The sequence below is a fragment of the Verrucomicrobium sp. GAS474 genome, from assembly GCF_900105685.1.
Taxonomy (GTDB): domain Bacteria; phylum Verrucomicrobiota; class Verrucomicrobiia; order Methylacidiphilales; family GAS474; genus GAS474.
Genome location: NZ_LT629781.1, coordinates 3,309,627 through 3,327,923 on the forward strand (window position 1 = coordinate 3,309,627; position 18,297 = coordinate 3,327,923).

Genomic DNA, 18,297 nt, shown 5'->3' on the forward strand with positions numbered 1-18,297 from the left:
CTTAACCGAGGTTGTTGATGATCGTCTGGTACATCTGGTCCAGCGTGTTGATGAACTTCGAGGAGGCCTCGAAGGCGCGCTGGAAGGTGAGGAGGTCGACGGTTTCGTCGTTCACCGAGATGCCGGAAACCGAGTTCCGCTGGTTCGTGACCTGGGTGCTCATGAGATTCTGCGAAGTGAGGTTCGTCGCCGCCGCGCTCCGGGCCGCCGCCGTCGTCGTGACGACCGACTTGTAGAAGGAGAGCGTGCTGGGATCGTCGGCCAGCGCCGCGATCTTCGTCGCGTTGCTGCCGTCGAGCTGGCCGGCGGTCGTCGTCGCCGCCGGGATGAGGTCGTTGTTGTAGTTCGCGTTGTTCAGGTCGTAGACCTGGTTCACGGCGAGGTCGAAGGCGCCGGTGCTGGCGGTCGAGGAGGAGGAGCTGGTGGTGAAGAAGGGAGTGGTCACGGCGGCACCGTTCTGGTCGTAGCCCGAGGCCACCGCGGAGTTGATCCCGGTGACGACGTTGTTGATGAAAGTGTTGTAGCGGTCGAGGAGCGAGGAGCCGCCGCTGAAGGCGCTCGCGGTGGTCTGCTCCTTGCCGATCACGTTGTTGTCGATGTTGAGGAGGCCGCCGAGGCTGCCGCCCGTCGGCGAGGCCGTCGTCGTCCCGTTCGACGCCGAGGTGGCGGTCAGGGTGAGGTCGTTGCCGATCGCGTAGCCGGTCGCGCCCGTCGTCGGGTCGGAACCGGTGACGGAGAGGGCGTAGCTGGTCCCCGCGCCGCCGCCGTAGATCCCGGTGACGAGGGAGACGCCGGGGGTGTCGGTCAACGCGATGTCGATCATGTTGCTGTGCTGCGCGTTCGTCGTGACCGTGACGTTCGCGAGCTTGGAAAGCTGCTCCACCGCCAGCTGCCGGGCGTCGCGGAGGTCGTCGGCCTGGTTCAGGGGGACGCCCTGGGCCGTCGCCGTGTTGAGCTCGGCCTTCGAGATCTGGACGTTGTAGTTCGCGATCTCGGTGGTCAGGGAGTTGACCGTCGCGACCTCGGTGTTGGCCTCGGTGAAGCCGCCTTCCTTCACGCTGGCGATCTGGTTGTAGATCGTCTTCGCCGTCGTGACGAAGGAGTTCGCCGCGCTGGAGACCGCATCCCGGTAGTTGTCCGAGGTCGGGTTCGCGCCGAGGGCGCTCCACGCGGTGTAGAGGTTCGTCGCCGCCGAGGTGAGGCCGGTCTGGCTCGTCGCCTGGGTCGGATCGAGCTGGGTGCTGCTGAGTTGCTCCGCGAGGGCGTCCTGCGCCTCGGCGGTGAAGGAATCCATCTCGGTCGCGTAGCCGAGGTTGGAGTTCTCGTTCTGGACCTGGGTGTCGAGGTACTTGTTGCGGAGCGAGGTGAGGCCGAGGCTGACGACGCCGATGCTCATGTCGCCGCCGCCGATGTTCAGCGTGATGTCCTCCGTGGAGACGACGCGCTGGCGGGACGCCCCCTCCGTGGAGGCGTTCGCGACGTTGCGACCGGCCGTTTGGATCTGCAGCTGGGCGACCTGCAACGCGCCGTTGCCCAGGTAGATTCCGCCCGCAAGACCAAGACTGTGTGCCATAATGCGTTCCTCGCTCCTATTCCTGTTTCAGAAAAAACCTAGACCTTCACGTCCATCAGCAGGCCGCTGCCCGCGAAGGCGCTGGAGATCGATCCCATGTGGTTGTAGGTGGTCTGCTTCCGCTTCGCGCCGAGGAACTCGCACATCACCTGCTGGAGGAAGCGGAGGCTGTTCTCCAGGAGCATGTGGTTCTGCTGGGCGAGGTCCTGCATCCGGCGGAACTTCTTCACGCACTCCTGCCGGAGGCGGTCCTGCCCCTCGGAGAGCGGGCGGGCCTGGATGAAGGTCTTGAGGTTGAGCTGGTGCCGTTCCAGGTTCGTCGTGAGGTGGGTGATCTTCTCGCAGATCGTGGGAAGCCGCGTCACGTCCCGGTTCAGGATGCATTCCTGCTCGTCCCGCTGGCACTGGATCAATTCGTCGAGCATCTCTTCGAGCTGCTGGAGGACGATCTGGCCGGCTTCGTTTTCGACAGGGAGGGTTTCGGAGGTCGCGGTGGTCATAAATTGGGGATGTTATTTGGAAAGAGGGGTCAGGGGCTCGTCGGCAGGGTTCACGGCGGTGGCGCGGAGGGCGATCAGCGATCCGGCGGGGAGCGCGATGCCCTGCTTCTGCGCCTCGGAACGGGCGTGCTTCTGCAACATCTGCTGGTACATCTGCTGGGCGATGCCCGTGGGGCCGGTGTTCTGCTGGGCCATCTGGGTGGCGATGGCCTGCTTGAAGATCCCGCCGAAGACCTCGCCGGAGAACTCGTCGGTCTTGCCGCCCGAGGTGCCGGGGAGGCCCTTCACCATTTCGTCGAGCATGTAGCCGTTGAACGTCGCCTCCATCTGGACGGCGGTGTCCTTCAGCTTCTTCGTGTCGGCCTCCTTCAACGCGGGGGCGGTGACGGGCTGGCCGGCCTGGGAGGCGATCGAGTTGATGGAGGAGATCGTCATGGTTTTGGCTTAGTGGACGACGAGGTCGGCCTGGAGGGCGCCGGCTTCCTTGATTTCCTGGAAGATCGCCATCACGTCGCGGGGCGTGACGCCGAGGGCGTTGAGCGCCGCGGCGACGTCCTGGGCGGTGGCGAGGTCGTTGAAGACGATGATCTTCTTTTTCTCTTCCTGGACGTTGAGGCTGACGTTGGGGGTGGCGATCGCCGCCCCGGGCGCGCCGGTGACGGGGCCGCCGGGGCCCGCCGGGGCCGCCGCCGCGCCGCCGCCGGTGATCGTCCCGTTCCCGTTGTTGACGATCGCGGTGTTGCCCGTGCCGGGAGGCGGCTGGGAGACATCGTAGCTCTGGGCGACCTGGACGGTGAGGTTGCCGTGGGCGATGGCGACGGAGTCGATCTTGATCGCCGAGGTGAAGACGATGGTGCCGGTCCGCTCGTTCATGATGATCCGGGCGGGGACGTCGGGCCGGAAGACGACGTTCTCGACGCGGGCGATGAATTCGAGCTGCTTGTCCTCGGCCTGCGCTTCCTTGGGGACGAAGACCCGGACGGTGCTCGAGCTGAGGGCCTCGGCGATCGGCCCGATCTGCTCGTTGACCGCGTTGGCGAGGCGGACGGCGGAGGTGAAGTCGGGGGCGCGGAGGGAGATCTCCAGGGCGCCGCTGGCGAAGTAGCTGGTGGGGATTTCACGTTCCATGATCGCCCCGTCGGGGATCATGCCGACGGTGGGATGGTTCTTCGTGAACTCGGCCCCCGCGCCGCCGCCCGGCGCCGCGCCCGCCCCGGCGCTGAGGGTGAAGCCGCCGATGGAGAGCGGCCCCTGGGCCTGGGCGTAGACCTGCTTGTCCGGGCCGATCAGGTAGGTGAGCTGGAGGGTGCCGCCCTGGAGCGACTTCGCATCGCTGAGGGAGGAGACGACGACGTCGAACTTCTTGCCGTTCCGGAGCCCCGCGCCGATCCGGGCGGTGACCATGACGGCGGCCGAGTTCTTCGCCTTGATGTTCTGGGCGGTGATCGTGAGGCCGAAGTTCTTCAGGAAGTTGGAGACGACCTGCTGGGTGCTGATCGGGTCGGAATCGCCCTGCCCCGCGAGGCCGGAGACGATGCCGTAGCCGTAGAGGAAGTTGTCCCGGTTCCCCTGCACGTCGGCGACGTCCTTCACCCGGGACTGCGCCGAGGCGGTGCCGAGGGAGAGCGCGCCGAGGAGGACGAGGGCGGCCAGGGTTTTGAGAGAGAGGTTCATGGGCGGATTAGTGATTGCCTTCGACGAGGAACGGCTTCGCACTCCCCTGCCCCGCGACGGCGGCGGCGGTGGCCGACGCCTTCGGCGAGGTCGAGGCCAGGCTGAGGAGGACTCCGAAGAGCACCAGGGCGGCGAGGAGGGTCAGTTTGTTCACGTGGGGTAAAGCGGTTGGCGGTTAAGAGTGTCGGAGGGGACTGGACTTGGGGCCTCAGGCTAGAAAGGGTTGATGAACTCGTAGATGGTGGTGATCCAGCCCTTGCGGGTGGCGCGGGTGACGTCGCCGACGCCGTCGCTTTTGATCTGGAGATCGGCCACCTGGGTCGAGCTGACCGCGTTGGTCGCGTCGAGGTCCTGCTGGCGGACGATGCCGGAGAGGGTGAGGGTCGTCCGTTCCTTGTCGTTCTGCTGGACGCGGAGCGCCTCGACGCGGAAGGTGCCGTTCGGATAGACCTCGGTGATCCGGGCCTGGACCGTCGTCGTCATGACCTCGTTGCTGGTCTGGGAGCCGCTCCCCGCGAAGGTCTGCGCCCCGGCCCACTGGTTGCCGTAGTTCCCGGCGACGTTGTTCGGGATGAGGAAGGAGGTGACGCTGTCGTTGACGCTGGCGGTCTTGCCGGTGGCGAGGGTCTTCGCCCGGGTCGACACCTGGCTGAGGTTGACGACGATCGTCACCGTGTCCCCGATGCTGCAGGCCGAGGGATCGGAATAAAGCGACTTCGAGCGGCCGCCGACCGAGTTCGGATCGGCGGGGAAGATCGAGCCCGGGGCGCTGTAAGGCGAGATCCGGCCCGGCCCGAGGACCTCGGCGAAGCCGCGATCGACGAAGAGCAACACTGCGGCAAAGAGCAAAGCCGACATCCGATTCATTGAACGATCTCCAATTCCTGTTCCCCGACGACCTTGGCGTAGATCGTCTTCTGGGAGTTCATGTTCCTCACCGGGATCACCTCGCCCCGGGCCCCGTCCTGAAGGCAAAGGCCCCTCATGCTGATCTTCACGTGATTCTGGTTGTAGGTCACCGTGACGTTCTTCCCCTTCTGCACGATCTTCTTCGGCGCGAGGGCGTTCGGCACCAGGACGGTCCCGACGGGGATCAGCCGGGCGGCGACCAGCTCGCCCGGGTCGGGGAGCTTGTCGACGAAGTTCGTGCCGAGCTTGATGCCGTCGACGGCGGTCTCGCGGAAATCGATCGGGTTGTATTCCTCGCCGGGGGAGATGGGGCGGAGGGCGATCCACGCCGTCCGCTGCCAGCTCCAGCGGAAGCTGACCGTCGAGGTTCCGACGAGTTCCCCCGTGCCGGAGTAGTAGCGGACCGTCGCGGTGCCCCAGGTGTGGTTCAGCGCGCCGTCGCCCAGCTGGACCTGCGCGCCGATCCGCCCGGCGGGGATCATGCCGCCCTGGATGCGGGCGACTTCCTCGATCTTCACGTCGCCCGCGCCCTGCGTGGCCCGCTGGATCTCGGGGAGGAGGACGGCGGGGAGCTCGGCGGCGGAGACGGTGCGTCCGGGGCGCTTCACCATGCAGCTGTCGACGCCGATAAGGCTGTAGGAGCGGAATTCGGGATGGCCGAGGAGGACCCCCTCGACGGCGTTGCGGGAGACGATCCGGCTCGTGTTGAAGGCGGGGGCGACGGCGATCGGGATCGCGGCCAGGTCGGCGGGCAGCGGCTTGTCCGAGGCGACGAGATCGCCCAGCACCACCGTGCCGCCGACGATGTCGGTCTCCTGCCGGAACTGGAGGATCACCCGGTCGGAAGGCGCGCTGATCGTCACGCCCTGGGCCGGCGCGGGAGCGGGAGCCGCGTCGGCGGCGGTGGCCGGAGCCTGGGCGGCGGAGAAAACCTGGCCCGACGCCTGGAAGGAGGCGAGCTGCTGCGCGCCGAGGTGGCCGAGGCTTCCGGCGAGGGAAGCCAGCACCAGCGCGGAAGCGGAGAGGCGGAAGGTTTTCATCGGTCAGGTGGGGAAAGGTTTAGCGGCGGAGGTTGTCGGCCTGCTCCATCATGTTGTCGGCGGCCTGAATCGCCTTGGAGTTGACCTCGTAGGCGCGCTGGGCCTGGATCATCTTCACCATCTCGTTGACGACGGAGACGTTCGAGTTTTCCACGTAGCCCTGCTGGAGGGAGCCGAGGCCGGTCGAGCCGGGCTTGCCTTCGGTCGCGGTGCCGGAGGCGGGGGTCTCGGTGAAGAGGTTGTTGCCCTCGGCCTTGAGGCCGTTCGGATTGATGAAGTCGGAGAGGGTGATCTGACCGGCGCTGGCCGTCTGGCCGGTCGAGTCGGTCAGCGTCACGGTGCCGTCCGGCCCGATGGAGACCGACTTCGTCCCCGTCGGGATCGTCGGGGCGCCGACGAGCTTCGCGCCGTCGGGGGTCACGATTTCGCCGTTCGCGTTCAGGGCGAAGTTGCCCGCGCGGGTGTAGCCGTTGGTCCCGGAGCCGTCGGTCATGAGAACCTTGAAGAAGCCGCGGCCGCTGATCGCGACGCTATACTGGGGATCCCCGGCGACGAATTCGCCCTGGGTGAAGTCGCGGGCCGTGGCGGTGACCTTCGTGCCGTAGCCGACCGCGAGGCTGCCCGGGGTCTTGTCGCCGGTGCCGAGCTCGGTGCCGGGCTGCTTCTGCGTATCGTAGAGGAGATCCTCGAACTGGGGCGTCGAGCCCTTGAAGCCGGGCGTGTTGACGTTGGCCAGGTTGTTCGCGATGACGTCGATGTTCGTCTGCTGGGCGAGCATCCCGCTGGCGGCGGAGTAGAGGGAACGGATCATGGTCTTGGGTCTCTCGGGTTAGGAATGGGAAAAGGGGCCGTCTTAGGTGTTGTTCATCGCGTGGACGATGTCGCCGGTGAGGGTGTCCTCGGCGGTGGTGAGCTTCTGGCTGGCCTCGTAGGCGCGGACGACGTTGACGAGGCTGACCATCTCGCTGACCGAGTTGGCGTTGGAGCTTTCGAGCGCGCCCTGCATCACGGCGCTGTCCTTGCCCAGGCCGGACTTGAAGGCGGTGGGGGGGGCCTCGCTGCTGGCGACGAAGCGGCCGTTGGGAGCGCCGAGGGAGAGGACGGTCCGGGGATCGTCGAAGTGGGCGAAGGTGAGGCTGCCGATCTTGACGCTCTTCGCGCCGTCGTCGGCCCGGATGACGCCGTTCGGGTCGACCTTGACCTTGACCGAGTCCTTCGCGGCGATCGTGATCGGGGCATCCCCTTCGCCGAGGACGGTGGCGCCGTCGAGGGTCACCATCTTCCCCTCGTTCGTGAGGTGGAACTGGCCGTCCCGGGTGTAGGAAGTGGAGCCGTCCTGTTCGCGGACCTTGAAGAAGCCGTCGCCGACAATGCCGAAATCGTAATCGGCGCCGGTCCGGGCGACCTCGGCGGGGGTGAAATCGGTGACGGTGCGGGCCTGGAGCGGGGCGGCCTTCATGCCGAGGCGGCGGATGGTGCCGGGGATGTTGCCCCCCTTCTGGAGGTCGGAATCCTTCGGGATCTCGAAGGCGACCATCGTCCGCTTGTTGCCGGGCATGCTCATGCGGGCCAGGTTGGAGGAAATCGTCTCCTGCTGGATCGCCTGCGACTTCATCCCGCTGACTGCTTCGTAAAGGCCGATTTCCATCTTGCCTCATACTTCGCACGCCTTGTGCCAAGTCCCCTGCCCGGGATCGAGAACGGCTATTTTATCCCCTCCCCGAAGGGCTCATAAGAGAGGAAGGCTCGGTTTTCTCCGATTCTTTTCGGAGGACCGGCAGGAAAGTCCCTTTTGGAAAGGGATTTTTTTGCCGCTTTTTTGCCTAGGAGGGCAAATTGGGCGCGGAAGATTTTTCCTCCGCCTTGGCCTTGTCGGCCGACTCGCAGCGGATGAGATACTGCTCCCCGCAGGAGCAGGAAAAGTGGACTTCAAAGACGCCGGGAGCGGTCTCCAGGACCTCGACCTTCGGCGGCGCTTTCTGCTTCACGATGGCAACGACGGCGGTCGCCGGCTTCGGGGCGGGGGCACCCGGCTTCAGCCCGGGCTTGGCACCCGGCAGCGGAGGCTTACCCGGAACTCCGGGGGCTCCGGCCTTCACGACGCCGACGGGGGAAGCGCCCGCGGCGGGAGCCCCGGCAGGCGCGGCTGAGGGAGCGGAAGGCTTCCGGATCTGGATCCGGGTCTTGTCGTCGGGATTGAGAAAGCTCATGGAGATTGGGATTCCTTCATTTTCTGACGGAAACTGTCGGGATCTTCACCCGCCCCCGGACGCAAGACAATCGCAATCCGCCGGTTGTCCTCGGAACCGGGGTTGGCCGGGTCGATCGGATCGGAGGAGCCCTTCCCCGCGATGCGGAAGAACTGGGAGGCCTTCACCCCGCTGTCGCCGAGGGCCTGCTCCGAGGAGACGGCCCGCTGGGTCGAGGTCTCCCACCCCTTGATATTGTCGGCGTTCCCCTCGCTACGCTCGGCGTGGCCCTCGACCTCCACCTGGACGGGGAGCCGCTCGATCTGCCAACCGATCGTCTGGAGGACGAACTGGCCGAAGGCGGTGAGGTTGGGGGAGTTCGGCTCGAAGAACGGCTTCTTCGCCTTGTCGATCATCGTGATGCGGACGCCGTCGGCGGTGTAGTCGAAGCGGATCTGGTCGTCGCCCACCTCGCTGCTGTTGCTCAGCTGCTTCCGGATCTCCTCGACGGCCTGCTGGAGCGGATTGATCGAGACCATCTCCTTGCTGGCGTGGTCCTGTGGGACCTGCTTGTACTCGTGCGTCACTTCCTTCGCGAGGATCGCCTTCTGGCCCGCGTGGATGTTCGTCTTCTTGCCTTGGAAATAGTCCTCGATGGCGCGCTTCGTCTCCTCGTCGGCGCCCATGATCCAGAGGCACAGGAAGAGCGCGAACATCGACGTCATGAAGTCCGCGTAGGCGACCTTCCAACTTCCGCCTCCGTGTCCGCCGCCCATAGTCGTGACTTCTGGTCCTGGCTAGCCACCGGGGCTAGGCGGGCCGCTTGAGGGATTTGAGTTCGGTCTCGAACGCGTCGCTCACGGGCTGACGGTCGGGGGGAATCGCCTTGCGGCCCGATTCGGCGGCCATGATCGGCGGGGAACCGTTGGCGTAGCTGACGATCATGTTGCACATGACCTGGTAATAGGCGATCTCGTCCTCGTTGATGAACTCGATCTTCACGATGAGCGGCTGCATCAGGCCGTAGCTGAGCAGGAGGCCGAGGAAGGTGCCGACGAGCGCCGAGGCGACCTTCTCGCCGATGACCGCCTTTTCACCCGAGAGGAAGCCCATGGTGACGACGATGCCGAGAACGGCGGCGACGATGCCGACGCCGGGGAGCGCGTCCGAGACCTTGTTGAGAATGATGAGCGGCCCCTGCTGGTGGTGGTGGATCTTCTGCACTTCCTCGGTGAGGGAGACGCGGAGCTGTTCCGGCTTCATGCGGCCTTCGATGAGGGGCCGAAGGGCGTCCTGGAGGAAGGCGATGGCGTGGTGGTCGGCGAGGAAGGCGGGATACTTCGAGAAGATCGGGCTCGAGGCCGGATTGACGACGTGTTCCTCGATGCCGACGACGCCCTGCTCGCGCGCGATCATGAAGAGCTCGTACAACCCCTTGCAGAGATCGAGATACCGTTCCTGCGGATAGGGTACGGCCCCCGTCGCCTGCTTCATCTTCGCGAGCGTCGCCTTGAGGACCGAACCGGGGCTGCCGCCGACGAGGTAGCCGACGCCGACGCCGATGATGATGAACCATTCGCCCGGGTGGAGCAGGGACTCCATGTGGCCCCCGTTGTACAGGAAGCCGCCGAAAACCGAGCCGAACACGATACCCCAACCAGCAAGCAACAACATAGGTGTCCTTTTCTCTGTGGGGTTACCGCTTCCGCTCCTTCAGGAAGGTCGAACGGAGCCGGGTGATCGCCAGCGTATGCACCTGGGAGACACGGGATTCCGTGATATTCAGGATCTCGGCGATGTCTTTGAGGCGAAGGTTTTCCATGTAATACAGCGTCAGGACATGGAGCTGCTGCACGGGCAGTTTTTCCATTGTCATGCGTAAAATGGCTTTATCCTCCTCATTTAGCAAGCTCGCAAATGGGGTCAAAGAAGTGGGATCGGCGACAACGTCCTCGTGGGAGAGAGAGTCGCCCTCCTCGCTGTTGAAGACCGGTTCCTGGAGGGAAAAATAGGAGACGGGACGGATCCGGTCGAGCATCTCGAGGAGGTCCTTGACGCTCATCCCCATTTCCTTCGCCAGCTCGTCCTCCGTCGGCTCCCGGCCGAGGCGCTGGGCGGCGGCGTCCTGGGCGGCCTCGAGGGTCCGGGCATCCTTGTGGACCGAGCGGGGGACCCAGTCGAGGCGGCGGAGCTCGTCGAGGATCTGGCCCCGGATGCGGAAGGTGCAATAGGTCTTCAGCGTCGTCCCGCGGGAGGGATCGTAGCGGTCGACGGCGTCGAGGAGGCCCATGACGCCCGCGCTGATGAGGTCGTCCTGCGCGATGTGGGGCGGCAGGTAGAGCCCCATCCGGGCGACGACGAAGTTCACCATCGGCAGGAGGGACCGGATCAGCGTGTCGCGCTCCTCCTCGGTCCGCTTCACGGGCGGCGGGGGCGGCGGCACGACCGCCCGGCGGGGAAGAGGAGAGGGTTGCGGGTCCATGGAAATTCGGGAAAAAATCGAGGGACTAGGCTTTCTTCTGCTCGTCCTTCTTGTCTTCCTTCATCAATTCCTCGGCCTTCCGCTTGGCCTCTTCCCGCTCGTTGGCGGCCTGCTCGAGCTTTCCTTCCATCCAGGCGCGGATGAATTTCACGATGACGAACTTGACCCCCGCGGCGGCGAAGCAGCCGAAGAGCGCGGCGAAAAGGAGCGAATAGGGAAGCGATTCCCGGTTGGTGTAGCACAGGAGGAGCCCGACCAGCATGCCCAGCAAACCGGCGACGACGACGACCTTGTTGATCATCGGCGGGAGTTTGGTCTCGGTCAGAATTTTGAACATGTCGGTATCTCCCCTTTCCTTTGCTTATCTCAGTCGGTTGCGGCTGGCAATTCCCCGTTTTACAAACATGTAAAAAGTGCCATCGCTTTTAGATCGGCGCCGTCGCCGCATAGTTCGGGATGGCGTAGGCCGGCTGGACGTCGTACTTCGACGGAATCTCGTTGTAGGCCGCGATCTGGAGGAGCGGGAAGCTCTCGGCGAAGAACCGCTTCAGCCCCAGGCGGACGAGGGGGGAGCAGAGGAGGACCGGGTTGCGGCCCTGGCGGGAGAGTTCCTTGCTGCCGCGCTGGAGATGCTCGTGGAGGTGGCGGGCCATGCCGGGATCGAGGACGAGGGAGATGTCCTGCTGCGACTGGCGGACCCCCTTGGCGACGTATTGCTCGAGCTCCGGGACCATCGTGATGCAGAGGAGCTTGTTCTCCTGGATCTCGAGGTGGCGGCAGATCTCGAGGCTCAGGACCTTGCGGCAGGCCTCGACGATCTCGTCGGGGTTCTTCGTGTAGCCGACCTGGTCGCAGAGCTTTTCGAGGATGACGGGGAGTTCCCGGATCGAGATCCCCTCGCGGAGCAGCCCCTGGAGGACGCGGTGGATCAGGCCGACGTTGATCTGGAGGAGCTTGATTTCGGCGAGGAGGGCGACGTGGGTCTCCTTGATCGTGTCGAGGAGGTTCTGGGTGTCCTGCCGGGTGAAGATGTCGGCGGCGTGGCGGCGGAGGGTCTCGCTGACGTGGGTGATGAGGACCGAGAGCGGATCGACGACGGCGTAGCCGAGGCGCTCCGCCTCGCGCCGCTCCGCCTCGACGATCCAGGTGGCGGGGAGGCCGAAGGCCGGTTCCTTCGTCGCGCGGCCCCGGAGCGGCTTCTGCGAGGTCCCGACGCCCATGGCGAGGAACTGGCCGAGGTAGAGGTCGCCCGAGGCGACGTCGTGGCCGCGGAGGAGGAACGAATACTGGTGGGAGGGAAGGCTCGGGTTGTCGCGCACCGCGATGGAGGGGACGATGATACCGAGGTCCTGGGAGAGGCTCCGCCGCAGGACGCTGAGGCGGTCGAGCATCCCCTTCACGTTGCCGTTGACGAGGGGGAGGAGGTCGAGGCCGATCTCGAGGGCAAGGGGGTCGAGCTTCAGGATCGTCTCGGGGCGCTGTTCTCGGTCCCGGGCTTCCTTGTCTTTCTGCTCCTTCGACTTCAGCTCCTGCTGGAGCTTCTCCGCCTCGACCTTGTTCTTCGGCAGGAAGTAGGAGATGCCGAAGAGGACCACCCCGATGCCCAGCATCGAGACGGTGGGGAAGCCGGGGACGAGGGCGAGGACGCAGAGGGCGACCCCCGTCGTGATCATGACCTTGCCGCTGGCGAAGAGCTGCTTGGAGAAGTCCTCCCCGAGGGCCGAGCCCGAGCTGGAACGGGTGACGAGGATACCGGCGGCGACCGAGGTGATCAGGGCCGGGATCTGGGTGACGAGGCCGTCGCCGATACTGAGGAGGGAGAACTTGTGAATCGATTCCTCGACGCTGTAGCCCTTCTGCAGCACGCCGATGGCGAAGCCGCCGATCAGGTTGACGAGGGTGATGATGATCCCGGCGATGGCGTCGCCGCTGACGAACTTGCTGGCGCCGTCCATCGCGCCGTAGAAGCTCGCCTCCCGCTGGATGCCCTGGCGGCGGTCCCGGGCCTCCTTCTCGGAGATGATCCCGGCGTTGAGGTCGGCATCGATCGCCATCTGCTTGCCCGGCATCGCGTCCAGGGTGAACCGGGCCGAGACCTCGGCGACGCGGCCCGCGCCCTTCGTGATGACCATGAAGTTGATGATCGTCAGGATGATGAAGACGACGATCCCGACGACGGCGTTCCCCGAGACGCCGAACTCGCCGAAGGCCGTGATCAGATGGCCCGCGTCGGCATTGACCAGGATCGAGCGGGTCGTCGCCACGTTCAGGCCGAGACGGAAGAGGGTCGTGAAGAGGAGGACGGTGGGGAAGACGAAGAACTCGGTCGGGTCCTTCAGGTTCGCCACCGTGAGGATGATGAGGATCGAGAGCGTCATGCTCATCACCAGGAAGAGGTCGATGAACGCGGGCGAGATCGGCAGCACCAGGATCAGGACGATCCCGAGGAGCGCGACGCTGAAGATGCCGCTTCCGCCCCGGATGAATCGGCTGATGAGGGTGGCGTTCATGACAACAATGGCAAATTACTTGAGCCCGTCCCGCTGCTCGTTTTCGGCGAGCATGGCCCGGTACCCGCGACGGTAGAGATCGGCGAGGATTTGTGCAACTGCCTGGAAGTAGAGGGGCGGAATCACCTCACCGACCTCGGCGTGCTTGTAGAGGCCCCGCGCCAGGGAGACGTTCTCCATCGTCGGGATGCCGAGCCGGGCCGCCTCGGCCTTGATCGCCTGGGCGTTCCGCCGGACGCCCTTGGCGAGGACGACCGGGGCGTCGTTCTCCCCGCGGACGTAGCGGAGGGCGACGGCGTAATGGGTCGGGTTCGTCACGACGATCGTCGCGTTGGTCATGTCCTCCAGCTGGCGGCGGAGGGAGCGGATCTTCCGCATCATCCCGCGCTGGCGGCTCTTCACCTCGTTGGAACCTTCGGACTGGCGGACTTCGTCCTTCAGTTCCTGGAGGGACATCTTGTTGTCCTTCTCGTATTGCCAGCGCTGGTAGAGGTAATCGACCGTCGCCAGGATCAGGAGGGCGACGAGGATCCGCCAGCCGACGGCCCAGGCCGCCTGCTGGAAGAAGGCCCCGAGCTGGGAGACGTTGACCGGCCCGAGGAAGACGGGGGAGTTCCACAGTTCCCGCACCGCCGCGTAGGCGAAGGCGACGATGATGATGAGCTTCAGGATCGCCAGCCCGGAGGCGACGAGGCGGCGGAGGGAAAAGATCGTCTTCACCCCGTTCACCGGATTGAGACGGCTCATCCCCTGCTCGATCTGGAACGGGACGATGATCGGGCCGGTCTGGACGAGGTTCGCCAGGATCGCCGCCAGGACGACGGCGGCGCAGAAGAGCATGAGGGCCATGACGGGCGTCCCCGTCAGCATGGGGCGGATGATCCCGGAGACCGTCTCCTGCCCGGCGGGCTTCCCCGCCTCCTGGAAGCACTGCTCCATGAACTGGGCGAAGCCGATCCCCATCCGGCTCCCGAAGTACATCAGCCCGAAGAGGGTCACCCCGATCACGACGGTGGTGACGATGTCGGGGCTGCGGACGACCGACCCCTTGCCGCGGAGTTCCTTCCGCTTCTTCGCTGACGCTGGTAGGGGTTTGTTCTCGTCCGCCATGGTGGGTTACCTCGTGGTTAGGGGAGGGCGAATTTGAAGTACCGGGACGACATTGGGAGGATCTGCTCCATCTCGATCCGCATGAGGAGGAACAGGAGGGGAAGGAAGACGACGACCCCGGCGAGGCCGATGACGATCCGCAGGACGAAGCTTTCCGAGAACAGGCTCAACCCCTGGACGGTGCGGGCGAGGAAGCCGACCGAGATCGTGACGAAGAACATCAGCGCCATGATCGGCGCGGCGATGGTCAGCCCCCCGACGAAGAGGGCCCCGGAGAGCTTCACCAGCAGCCCGATGTCGAAGAGGGCCCCGCCGATCGCCCCGACGGGGACGAGGACGAAGCTTTCCTTCAGCGCGAAGAGGACGACCCGGAAGTAATCGAAGAGCCAGAAGTAGAGGACCGAGAGGAGGAGGAAGAGGCGGCTGAAGATGCCGCCGCTGAGGGGGACGAAGGGATTGACCTGCTGCGCGTAGAGGTAGCCGAGCTCGCTGTCGATCAGGACGCCGCCGAACTGGACCGCCGAGAAGATCAGCCGGAGCATCAGCCCGTAGCCGGCCCCGATGACGAACTCCCCCATGAGGGCGATCCCGAGGTCGGGCAGGGAGCCGAGGGGCGCCTCGATCGGCCCGATGAGGGGAAGGAGGAGGTAGCTGAGCCAGAGGATCAGCGCGGCGCGGGTCAGCTGGGGGGTGTTGATCTCGGTGAAGCCGGGGCTCAGCAGCATCCATCCCGAAAGGCGCGAGGCGACGAGCCACAGGGCGATGGGATCGATGAAGAGATGCATGATTCCCCTTCCCTTCCCCCTACTTGGCGATCTCGGCCGCGCGCTGGAAGAAGGTGCTGGTGAGCTGGGTGAGGTGGGCCAGCATGTAGGGGGCGAAGAACCACGTCCCCGCGATGGCCCAGAGGAGCTTCGGGACGAAGGAGAGCGTCGCCTCCTGGATGGTGGTGATGGTCTGGAGGATGCTGACGATGAGGCCGATGATCAGCGCACCGAGGATCAGCGGGGCCGAGACATAGATCCCCTCCCAGAGGCAGAGCCGGATGACCTCGAGGGCCTGGTCGACATTGAATGAACCCATACGCTTGATCCTAGGTCGGAACCTTGAAGCTATCGACGATCGATTTCACCAGCAGCGTCCAGCCGTCGACGAGGACGAAGACCATCAGCTTCACCGGCAGGGAGACGGTGGGCGGCGGCAGCATCATCATGCCGAGGGCCATCAGGATCGAGGCGACGACCATGTCGATGACGAGGAAGGGAAGGAGGATCATGAGCCCCATCTCGAAGCCCCGCTTCAGCTCGGAGAGCATGAAGGCCGGGATGATGATCTGGATCGGGAGGGCGTCGGGCGTCGTCAGCTCGACCGGCGTCGGCGACATGCTGATGAAGAGGCGGAGATCCTGTTCCCCGGCGTACTTCAGCATGAAGGTCTTCAGCGGGGCCTCGGCGCGGTCGACGCCCTGCTCGAAGGTGATCTTGTTGTCCCGCATCGGCGTGATCGCGTCGTCGACGACCTTCTTCCACGTCGGCTGCATGATGAAGAAGGTGAGGAACATCGCCAGCGCCAGCAGCACCTGGTTCGGCGGCGTCTGGAGGGTCAGCGCGTTGCGGAGGAAGGAGAGGACGATGATGATGCGGACGAAGCACGTCGTCATGATGACGAGGCCGGGCGCGATACTCAGCACCGTGAACATCACGAGGATCTGGAGCGGCATGCTCAGGTTGGCGCTGCCGGGGCCGTTGTTGATCGTGACGTTGAGGATGTCGTTCCCCCCGGGGGCGGCGGCGGCGTGGCCCGCGCCGGGGCCGAGGAAGAGCCAGCCCGCGAGGAGGACGACGAGGCCGCAGAGGCTGCCGCAGGCGGCCCGCCTCAGGAGGCGGCTCCGGCGGAGGCGGGCGACCGGGGCGGGGATGGAAGGGGACGGGGAGGAACTCATGACGCGGGCGGAAGAGGGGTGGCGGAGGAGGAGGGCTGCAGGGGCTGCCAGGAGGCGGTATCGGGACCGTGGGCCAGGAGGAAACGCTGCCCGTCGACCTCGACGAGGGCGACCGAGGTCCGCGAGGTGAGCCAACGCTGTTCCTTCACCTCGATCTTCCGCCCGCCCCCGACCGTCGAACCGAGCGAGCCGAGGGAGCGGAGGTTGAACCGGCTCCGGTTCAGGTAGAACCAGATCCCGAGCAGGACGGCGAAGAGGACGATCAGCGCCGCCAGACGCCACCACGCCAGCGGGGGGGTGACGGCGGCGGAGCCGACCGAGGCGAACGCGGAGGAGGAGGGAAGCGAGGCCGAGGCCGACGTCGCTTGCTCCGCCGCCGCGCCTAGGAACCAAGCCACGCTCATTTGGGATTGGGGCGTCCGTCCTTCAGCGACCGACGGCCTGTTTGAAGACCTCGGTGATCTTGATGCCGAGCGATTCATCGACGACGACGACTTCCCCGCGCCCGATCAGCTTCCCGTTGACGTAGAGGTCGACGTTCTCGTCGACCTTCTTGTCGAGCTGCAGCACGGTGCCGCTGGAGAGCGCCATGACATCCCGCACCTTCATCTGCGCGCGCCCGAGCTCGACGCTCAGGCCCACCATGATGTCCATCACCAGATCAATGTTCTTTTCGGCCATAGTGTGTGTGAGGGTGCTCGGGAATTATTCGATTTTGCTGTTTAAAGTGACCGAGGCCTTCGTCCCGAGGGGGGCGGTGACGCCGGGGATCGCGTCGACGTCGGCGTAGAACTTCGGCAGGAGGCCGAGATCGACCTCGGCGCGCCGGGTCTTATTCGGGTCGAGCATGAGGACGTCGCCGACGGCGAGCTCGCTGATGTCGGCCAGGGAAACGGTGAAGCCGCGCCAGTGGGCGGAGACGGGGATCGAGATGTTGTAGGTCGGGGAGTTCATGTCCTCCGGGAGCTTCTGCTTCGTCTCCTCCTCGTAGGAGCGGTCGTCGGTGATCTCCCGCATCAGCTGCTCCACGAGGCTCTCGATCATCGTGTAGGAGAAGATGAAGCGCATGCTGGCGACGCAGTCGCCGAAGCGGGCCTCGATCTCCAGGTAGAGCATCGTGGCATCCTCGTCGGCGAGGTTCAGGAAACGGACGGTGTTCTCGTTCCCGACCTTCTCCCATTCGAGCTTCTGGAAGCGGAGCCAGCTCTCGGTGTACTCCTTGATGATGACCTTGATGAAGTTCTCGAGGACGGTCTGCTCCATGTCGGTGAACTCGCGCTCCACCTTCACGGAGTGGCCGGGGCCGCCGAGCATCCGGTCGATGACGGTGAGGCCGAGGCGGGGGGAGATGTCGAGGACGCCGATGCCCGTGAGGGGCTTCATGCGGAAGAGCGTGAGGTAGCTCGGCATCGTCATGCTCTCGACGAGCTGGCGATAGGTCGTCGTCTCCAGCCGGGACATCTGGAGCAGGAACTCCATGCGGAGGAAGACGGAAAGGGTCGCGCCGAGGTTGCGGATGAATTCCTCGTGCTTGATGCGGAGGCGGCGCATCTGCGCCGGGGTCAGGAAGACGGGACTCCGGAAGTCGAAGGGCTGGACCTGGTGCCCCTCGCCGCTGCTGGTGTAGGACTCGCCGCCGCCGCCGCCGCTCGAACTGGAGGAGGTGGTGACTACCTTGGCCGAGGGGTCGACGCCGGTCTGGATCGAGGCGAGAATCGCCTCGACTTCGGACTGGCTTAGGACATCTGCGGCGGAGGTTTCGGCGGCCATCGAGTTACTGGATGATGAATTCCGGGAAGTAGATGTTCTGCACCTCGCCCTTGCTCTTCAGCAGAGGGTTGATGGTGGCGAGGAGCTCGGAACGGAGGCGTCCGCGGACGCCCGAATCGGAGAGCTCGGCGAGGCTTTTCTGGGCCAGCGTGTTGGAGACGATGTCCTTCAACTGGTCGCGCATCCCCTGGAGCTCGGTCTGGACGTTCATCGGGGCCTGGAAGTAGACGGAGACCTTGATGAAGCGGCTGCCGCCGGTCCCGGTGACGTTGACGAGGATGTCGGAAAGGGTGAAGCCGGCGCCGGGAGCGCCGGTCGCGCCTTCCTTGCCTTCGCCCGCCTTGGCCTCGCCCTTGGCCCCCTCGGCGGGCGCGGCGGCTTCGGCTCCGTGGGAGTCGCCCCCCTCGGAGGCGTCGGCGGCGGGCATTTTCTTCGCCAATTCATCGGCCAGACGCCCGGGAAGAATGAAGTAAACCATGGCAAATCCGGCCGCCAACATGATGACGGCGACGGCGATGGCCACAACCATGCCGGAGGAAGAGCTGTTTCCAGAGGCACCAGAGTCGGCGGGAGGGGTATCGGACATAGCTGGCTGAAA

Annotated in this window: 23 protein-coding genes; all 23 read right to left on the reverse strand. The window is 65.4% G+C overall.

Annotated features, from left to right (window positions below; genetic code table 11):
* Position 1 precedes the first annotated feature (1 nt).
* Entirely contained in the window at positions 2-1,573 is a 1,572-nt protein-coding gene (gene flgK / locus BLU04_RS13955; protein WP_093287318.1) for a flagellar hook-associated protein FlgK, read from the reverse strand.
* A 38-nt stretch (positions 1,574-1,611) separates the two neighbouring features.
* Positions 1,612-2,073 carry a flagellar export chaperone FlgN gene (gene flgN / locus BLU04_RS13960; protein WP_093287321.1) on the reverse strand — a complete coding sequence of 154 codons (462 nt, stop codon included), beginning with the start codon at positions 2,071-2,073 and terminating at the stop codon, positions 1,612-1,614.
* 12 nt (positions 2,074-2,085) lie between these two features.
* Complete coding sequence (locus BLU04_RS13965; RefSeq protein ID WP_093287323.1) at positions 2,086-2,508, reverse strand: hypothetical protein; 423 nt, start codon at positions 2,506-2,508, stop codon at positions 2,086-2,088.
* A gap of 9 nt (positions 2,509-2,517) precedes the next feature.
* Positions 2,518-3,747: a flagellar basal body P-ring protein FlgI gene (locus BLU04_RS13970; protein WP_093287326.1), complete on the reverse strand. Its 1,230-nt coding sequence runs from the start codon at positions 3,745-3,747 to the stop codon at positions 2,518-2,520.
* A gap of 7 nt (positions 3,748-3,754) precedes the next feature.
* The gene (locus BLU04_RS16630; RefSeq protein ID WP_157895369.1) at positions 3,755-3,901 is read right to left on the reverse strand and encodes a hypothetical protein; all 147 of its coding nucleotides are present in this window, start codon (positions 3,899-3,901) and stop codon (positions 3,755-3,757) included.
* Positions 3,902-3,960: 59 nt separating this feature from the next.
* Complete coding sequence (locus tag BLU04_RS13975; RefSeq protein ID WP_157895370.1) at positions 3,961-4,605, reverse strand: flagellar basal body L-ring protein FlgH; 645 nt, start codon at positions 4,603-4,605, stop codon at positions 3,961-3,963.
* A gap of 5 nt (positions 4,606-4,610) precedes the next feature.
* Positions 4,611-5,696 (reverse strand): flagellar basal body P-ring formation chaperone FlgA, encoded by a 1,086-nt coding sequence (gene flgA, locus BLU04_RS13980; protein ID WP_093287331.1) that lies wholly within the window; start codon positions 5,694-5,696, stop codon positions 4,611-4,613.
* Positions 5,697-5,715: 19 nt separating this feature from the next.
* Complete coding sequence (gene flgG / locus BLU04_RS13985; protein ID WP_093287334.1) at positions 5,716-6,507, reverse strand: flagellar basal-body rod protein FlgG; 792 nt, start codon at positions 6,505-6,507, stop codon at positions 5,716-5,718.
* Between the two features lie 42 nt (positions 6,508-6,549).
* Entirely contained in the window at positions 6,550-7,344 is a 795-nt protein-coding gene (locus BLU04_RS13990; RefSeq protein WP_093287337.1) for a flagellar hook-basal body protein, read from the reverse strand.
* A gap of 175 nt (positions 7,345-7,519) precedes the next feature.
* Positions 7,520-7,906, reverse strand: a complete 387-nt coding sequence (locus tag BLU04_RS13995) for a hypothetical protein (RefSeq protein ID WP_093287340.1) — start codon at positions 7,904-7,906, stop codon at positions 7,520-7,522.
* Entirely contained in the window at positions 7,903-8,661 is a 759-nt protein-coding gene (locus tag BLU04_RS14000) for a flagellar motor protein MotB (protein ID WP_093287343.1), read from the reverse strand. The genes BLU04_RS13995 and BLU04_RS14000 overlap by 4 nt, the downstream gene beginning before the upstream one ends.
* A gap of 34 nt (positions 8,662-8,695) precedes the next feature.
* A complete protein-coding gene (locus BLU04_RS14005; RefSeq protein WP_093287346.1) occupies positions 8,696-9,559 on the reverse strand; it encodes a motility-associated protein in 864 nt (287 codons plus the stop codon).
* Between the two features lie 22 nt (positions 9,560-9,581).
* Positions 9,582-10,367, reverse strand: coding sequence for a FliA/WhiG family RNA polymerase sigma factor (locus BLU04_RS14010; RefSeq protein ID WP_093287349.1), 786 nt, complete (start codon positions 10,365-10,367; stop codon positions 9,582-9,584).
* Between the two features lie 25 nt (positions 10,368-10,392).
* Positions 10,393-10,704, reverse strand: coding sequence for a hypothetical protein (locus BLU04_RS14015; RefSeq protein ID WP_093287351.1), 312 nt, complete (start codon positions 10,702-10,704; stop codon positions 10,393-10,395).
* Positions 10,705-10,792: 88 nt separating this feature from the next.
* On the reverse strand, positions 10,793-12,877 hold the full coding sequence (locus BLU04_RS14020) for a flagellar biosynthesis protein FlhA (RefSeq protein WP_093287354.1): 2,085 nt from the start codon (positions 12,875-12,877) through the stop codon (positions 10,793-10,795).
* Between the two features lie 15 nt (positions 12,878-12,892).
* On the reverse strand, positions 12,893-13,987 hold the full coding sequence (locus BLU04_RS14025) for an EscU/YscU/HrcU family type III secretion system export apparatus switch protein (protein ID WP_093287356.1): 1,095 nt from the start codon (positions 13,985-13,987) through the stop codon (positions 12,893-12,895).
* A gap of 17 nt (positions 13,988-14,004) precedes the next feature.
* Positions 14,005-14,772, reverse strand: a complete 768-nt coding sequence (locus BLU04_RS14030; RefSeq protein ID WP_093287359.1) for a flagellar biosynthetic protein FliR — start codon at positions 14,770-14,772, stop codon at positions 14,005-14,007.
* Between the two features lie 19 nt (positions 14,773-14,791).
* The gene (locus tag BLU04_RS14035) at positions 14,792-15,070 is read right to left on the reverse strand and encodes a flagellar biosynthetic protein FliQ (RefSeq protein ID WP_093287362.1); all 279 of its coding nucleotides are present in this window, start codon (positions 15,068-15,070) and stop codon (positions 14,792-14,794) included.
* A 10-nt stretch (positions 15,071-15,080) separates the two neighbouring features.
* Positions 15,081-15,707: a flagellar type III secretion system pore protein FliP gene (gene fliP, locus BLU04_RS14040; protein ID WP_255360052.1), complete on the reverse strand. Its 627-nt coding sequence runs from the start codon at positions 15,705-15,707 to the stop codon at positions 15,081-15,083.
* A 218-nt stretch (positions 15,708-15,925) separates the two neighbouring features.
* On the reverse strand, positions 15,926-16,333 hold the full coding sequence (locus BLU04_RS14045) for a flagellar biosynthetic protein FliO (protein WP_093287367.1): 408 nt from the start codon (positions 16,331-16,333) through the stop codon (positions 15,926-15,928).
* A gap of 22 nt (positions 16,334-16,355) precedes the next feature.
* Complete coding sequence (gene fliN / locus BLU04_RS14050) at positions 16,356-16,610, reverse strand: flagellar motor switch protein FliN (protein ID WP_093287370.1); 255 nt, start codon at positions 16,608-16,610, stop codon at positions 16,356-16,358.
* A gap of 24 nt (positions 16,611-16,634) precedes the next feature.
* On the reverse strand, positions 16,635-17,699 hold the full coding sequence (locus tag BLU04_RS14055) for a FliM/FliN family flagellar motor switch protein (RefSeq protein WP_093287372.1): 1,065 nt from the start codon (positions 17,697-17,699) through the stop codon (positions 16,635-16,637).
* Between the two features lie 4 nt (positions 17,700-17,703).
* Positions 17,704-18,285 (reverse strand): flagellar basal body-associated FliL family protein, encoded by a 582-nt coding sequence (locus tag BLU04_RS14060; protein ID WP_093287375.1) that lies wholly within the window; start codon positions 18,283-18,285, stop codon positions 17,704-17,706.
* Positions 18,286-18,297: the final 12 nt, after the last annotated feature.

What these genes read in the sequence shown, in the direction of transcription:
- flgK (WP_093287318.1), bottom strand. Translation starts at nt 1,573, where the DNA reads ATGGCACACAGTCTTGGTCTTGCGGGCGGAATCTACCTGGGCAACGGC.
- flgN (WP_093287321.1), bottom strand. Translation starts at nt 2,073, where the DNA reads ATGACCACCGCGACCTCCGAAACCCTCCCTGTCGAAAACGAAGCCGGC.
- BLU04_RS13965 (WP_093287323.1), bottom strand. Translation starts at nt 2,508, where the DNA reads ATGACGATCTCCTCCATCAACTCGATCGCCTCCCAGGCCGGCCAGCCC.
- BLU04_RS13970 (WP_093287326.1), bottom strand. Translation starts at nt 3,747, where the DNA reads ATGAACCTCTCTCTCAAAACCCTGGCCGCCCTCGTCCTCCTCGGCGCG.
- BLU04_RS13975 (WP_157895370.1), bottom strand. Translation starts at nt 4,605, where the DNA reads ATGTCGGCTTTGCTCTTTGCCGCAGTGTTGCTCTTCGTCGATCGCGGC.
- flgA (WP_093287331.1), bottom strand. Translation starts at nt 5,696, where the DNA reads ATGAAAACCTTCCGCCTCTCCGCTTCCGCGCTGGTGCTGGCTTCCCTC.
- flgG (WP_093287334.1), bottom strand. Translation starts at nt 6,507, where the DNA reads ATGATCCGTTCCCTCTACTCCGCCGCCAGCGGGATGCTCGCCCAGCAG.
- BLU04_RS13990 (WP_093287337.1), bottom strand. Translation starts at nt 7,344, where the DNA reads ATGGAAATCGGCCTTTACGAAGCAGTCAGCGGGATGAAGTCGCAGGCG.
- BLU04_RS13995 (WP_093287340.1), bottom strand. Translation starts at nt 7,906, where the DNA reads ATGAGCTTTCTCAATCCCGACGACAAGACCCGGATCCAGATCCGGAAG.
- BLU04_RS14000 (WP_093287343.1), bottom strand. Translation starts at nt 8,661, where the DNA reads ATGGGCGGCGGACACGGAGGCGGAAGTTGGAAGGTCGCCTACGCGGAC.
- BLU04_RS14005 (WP_093287346.1), bottom strand. Translation starts at nt 9,559, where the DNA reads ATGTTGTTGCTTGCTGGTTGGGGTATCGTGTTCGGCTCGGTTTTCGGC.
- BLU04_RS14010 (WP_093287349.1), bottom strand. Translation starts at nt 10,367, where the DNA reads ATGGACCCGCAACCCTCTCCTCTTCCCCGCCGGGCGGTCGTGCCGCCG.
- BLU04_RS14015 (WP_093287351.1), bottom strand. Translation starts at nt 10,704, where the DNA reads ATGTTCAAAATTCTGACCGAGACCAAACTCCCGCCGATGATCAACAAG.
- BLU04_RS14020 (WP_093287354.1), bottom strand. Translation starts at nt 12,877, where the DNA reads ATGAACGCCACCCTCATCAGCCGATTCATCCGGGGCGGAAGCGGCATC.
- BLU04_RS14025 (WP_093287356.1), bottom strand. Translation starts at nt 13,987, where the DNA reads ATGGCGGACGAGAACAAACCCCTACCAGCGTCAGCGAAGAAGCGGAAG.
- BLU04_RS14030 (WP_093287359.1), bottom strand. Translation starts at nt 14,772, where the DNA reads ATGCATCTCTTCATCGATCCCATCGCCCTGTGGCTCGTCGCCTCGCGC.
- BLU04_RS14035 (WP_093287362.1), bottom strand. Translation starts at nt 15,070, where the DNA reads ATGGGTTCATTCAATGTCGACCAGGCCCTCGAGGTCATCCGGCTCTGC.
- fliP (WP_255360052.1), bottom strand. Translation starts at nt 15,707, where the DNA reads ATGCCGCTCCAGATCCTCGTGATGTTCACGGTGCTGAGTATCGCGCCC.
- BLU04_RS14045 (WP_093287367.1), bottom strand. Translation starts at nt 16,333, where the DNA reads ATGAGCGTGGCTTGGTTCCTAGGCGCGGCGGCGGAGCAAGCGACGTCG.
- fliN (WP_093287370.1), bottom strand. Translation starts at nt 16,610, where the DNA reads ATGGCCGAAAAGAACATTGATCTGGTGATGGACATCATGGTGGGCCTG.
- BLU04_RS14055 (WP_093287372.1), bottom strand. Translation starts at nt 17,699, where the DNA reads ATGGCCGCCGAAACCTCCGCCGCAGATGTCCTAAGCCAGTCCGAAGTC.
- BLU04_RS14060 (WP_093287375.1), bottom strand. Translation starts at nt 18,285, where the DNA reads ATGTCCGATACCCCTCCCGCCGACTCTGGTGCCTCTGGAAACAGCTCT.